This window comes from Sphingomonas sp. SFZ2018-12 (genome assembly GCF_022496715.1).
Classification (GTDB): domain Bacteria; phylum Pseudomonadota; class Alphaproteobacteria; order Sphingomonadales; family Sphingomonadaceae; genus Sphingomonas.
This window is the reverse complement of record NZ_WTFM01000013.1, coordinates 1-2,906: the sequence shown is the minus strand read 5'-3', so window position 1 is coordinate 2,906 and position 2,906 is coordinate 1. Positions and strand designations below refer to the sequence as shown.

Annotated in this window: 3 protein-coding genes; all 3 read left to right on the top strand. The window is 64.8% G+C overall.

Going from position 1 to position 2,906, the window contains the following annotated elements:
• Positions 1-128: 128 nt before the first annotated feature.
• Genes GO308_RS18555 through GO308_RS18545 form a run of 3 tightly spaced genes read left to right on the top strand, consistent with a single transcriptional unit; the run spans position 129 to position 2,884 of the window.
• The gene (locus tag GO308_RS18555; RefSeq protein WP_240886450.1) at positions 129-947 is read left to right on the top strand and encodes a transposase; all 819 of its coding nucleotides are present in this window, start codon (positions 129-131) and stop codon (positions 945-947) included.
• Positions 944-1,297: an IS66 family insertion sequence element accessory protein TnpB gene (gene tnpB, locus GO308_RS18550; RefSeq protein WP_240886449.1), complete on the top strand. Its 354-nt coding sequence runs from the start codon at positions 944-946 to the stop codon at positions 1,295-1,297. The genes GO308_RS18555 and tnpB overlap by 4 nt, the downstream gene beginning before the upstream one ends.
• Before the next feature lie 60 nt (positions 1,298-1,357).
• Positions 1,358-2,884, top strand: coding sequence for an IS66 family transposase (locus GO308_RS18545; RefSeq protein WP_240886448.1), 1,527 nt, complete (start codon positions 1,358-1,360; stop codon positions 2,882-2,884).
• Positions 2,885-2,906 lie beyond the last annotated feature (22 nt).

The following is a 2,906-nucleotide window of genomic DNA, read 5'->3' as shown; positions in this document are numbered from 1 at the left end:
GTAACCGTCCGAAGTTCGCACATTGTTCTGCGTTTTTGTGGATGACCATATCGCCTCCGATCTGATGACGAGGTGGGTGAATGGGACGGCGACTTTTCGACAACCCGGCCAAGCGGTCGTGGTGGCAGGTGCACATCGAGGCACATCGGAAGAGCGGCCTGACGGTCGCCAAATATTGTCGCCAGCACGGTCTGACGTGCTGGACGTTCACCAAATGGCGGCGCGAACTTACCGACTGGGAAGAGCAGAAAAGCGTTCGAAATCAACAGTGGCGACGGCGTAATCGCCCGATATCGGCGGACAAGCGGCGCCAGGCGACACAGGCGTTCTGGGCGATGCATGTCGAAGCGTGGCAATGGTCGGGACTGCCCTTGCGCGACTATGCGTCGGCGCTGCGGCTGTCGTCCTACAGCCTCAAACGCTGGCGCAATCTGATCGAAGCGGAGGAGGTTGTGATCGACTGGCGGTCGCTTCTGCACCCGTCGTCGCGGCCGCTGATAAGGGAAAATATAAGCACTAGGACGAAGGAATCCGAGCGCGCGAAGGTGTTGACAGCGGCGATCGAAGCGGAGGCCGGACCGCCTAAACGGGCGACGCGGCGGCGCTATAGCCTCGAGCAAAAGATCGCGCTGCTGCTCGAGACCGAGCGGCACGGCGAGAGTGTCTCGTCGGTCTGTCGCGCTCATGGGATCGCCACCAGCGTGTTGTTCAGGTGGCGCGACCAGTTCGGCTTCGGGAAAGAAAAGCCCGCTGTCCTTGTGCCGGTGCGCGTCGCGGAAACGCGCGCCGATCGCCAAGGCGGCGCATCATTGCTCGCCGATCTGCTGCCATGCCCCGACGGCATGGCGGCGGTCGACCTGACCGACGGGAGGCGTGTGTTCGCACCAATCGATGCCGATCCCGAGGCCGTTCGCCGCGCGGTGGCGGCGCAGGAGATGCAGCCATGATGATCGTGCCCGCTGGCGTGAAGGTGCATCTGGCGCTCGGTGTGACCGACATGCGCAAGGGCATGGATGGACTCGCCACGATGGTGCAGGAGGTGTTGAAGAAGGATCCGTTCTCGGGCCATCTGTTCGCGTTCAGGGGTACGCGCGCGAACCTGATCAAGCTGTTGTTTTGGGACGGCACGGGGCTGTGCCTGTTCACCAAGCGGATCGATCGCGGGCACTTCGTCTGGCCCAGGATGAGCGTGCCGGGGGAATCGATCCCGATGTCGCCGGCGCAACTCGCGATGCTCTTGGAGGGCATCGACTGGCGGCATCCCGAGCGCGTCTGGACGCCCACGAAAGCGGGCTGAATCCACACCGAATCCGGCAGAAATGCTTGGGTTTATGGTCGATTTATAGTAGTATCGGGCATGCGGCTCGATCTCGACAATCTGCCGTCGGACACGGCGCTTCTGCACCAACTGGTGCGCGATATGGTATCGATCGTCGCCACCCGTAACGACGAGATCGAGCGCCTTCAGGCCATCATCAAGAAGCTCCAGCGGATGCAGTTCGGGCGCAGCGCGGAACGCCTCGATCCCGACCAACTCGCGCTCGGCCTGGAAGACCTCGATGCCGATATCGGTCGCATCGAAGCCAGCAGTCCGGTCATCACCGGCATTACTGATCGGCAGCCACACCGCAAACCGTTGCCGGATCATCTGCTGCGCGAAGAGATGCGGCTCGACGTTGACCATGACACTTGTGCGGGTTGCGGCAACGCCCTTCATGACATCGGCGAGAGCGTCAGCGAGATGCTCGACTGGGTGCCAGCACAGCTGCGCGTCGTGCGGATCGTACGTCCCAAATATGCGTGTCGCGCCTGCGGCACGGTAACGCAGATGCCCGCGCCGGAGCGCCCGATCGCGGGCGGTCTGGCGACCCCGGCGCTGCTCGCGCAGGTGCTGGTCAGCAAATATTGCGATCACACGCCGCTCTACCGGCAGTCGCAGATCTTCGCCCGCCACGGCGTCGATCTGAGCCGATCGACGCTCGCGGGATGGGTCGGCGGGGCCTGCTGGTGGCTCGAAGCCCTGCACGACAGGCTGTGCGCCGACGTGTTCACCAGCGATCATCTGTTCGCCGACGACACGCCGGTTCCGGTGCTCGATCCGGGCCGCGGCAAGACCAAGACCGGACGGCTGTGGGTCTATGCCCGCGACCAGCGCGGCTGGAGCGGCCCCGCGCCGCCGGCCGCCGTCTATCTGTTCGCGCCGGACCGTAAAGCGGAGCGCCCAGTCGGGCATCTGGCGCACTTCAAAGGCGTGCTGCACGTCGATGGCTATGCCGGGTTCGAGCGCCTGACCGCGTGCGGCGACGTCGTGCTTGCGGCCTGCTGGGCGCATACGCGGCGCAAGTTCTACGACGTGGAGCAGGCGACCGGCTCGCCGATCGCGGCCGAGGCTTTGCGCCGGATCGGCGACATTTATGCCGTCGAGGCGAAGGCGCGCGCGACCTCGCCTGCAAACCGGCTGGCATGGCGACAATCGCTGTCGCGGCCGCTCGTTGCCGCGTTGAAAAAGTGGCTCGAAGCGCAGCTCGGCCTCGTTCCCGCGCGCAGCACGCTTGCCGATGCCATCCGTTATGCGCTTGGGCGCTGGGCAAGCCTCACCTGGTTCCTCGGCGATGGCCGCATCGAACTTGATACCAATCCGGTCGAGCGCGCCATCCGCCCGGTCGCGCTCGGGCGCAAGAATCACCTGTTCGCCGGCAGCGACGGCGGTGGTCATCGCTGGGCGGTGATCTGCTCGCTGATCGAAACCGCCAAGCTCAACGGGGTCGAGCCGTACGCCTGGCTGCGCGACGTCATCGAACGCATGGTGGACGGCCATCCCGCCAACCGACTCGACGATCTCCTGCCGTGGAACTGGGCGGCTAATCATCGTCTGGCCGCCTGACGTGCAACGACCGGACGGATAC

Bases quoted from the DNA above. Each gene is read 5' to 3' on its own strand.
- tnpB (WP_240886449.1), top strand. From the start codon at position 944: ATGATGATCGTGCCCGCTGGCGTGAAGGTGCATCTGGCGCTCGGTGTG.
- GO308_RS18545 (WP_240886448.1), top strand. From the start codon at position 1,358: ATGCGGCTCGATCTCGACAATCTGCCGTCGGACACGGCGCTTCTGCAC.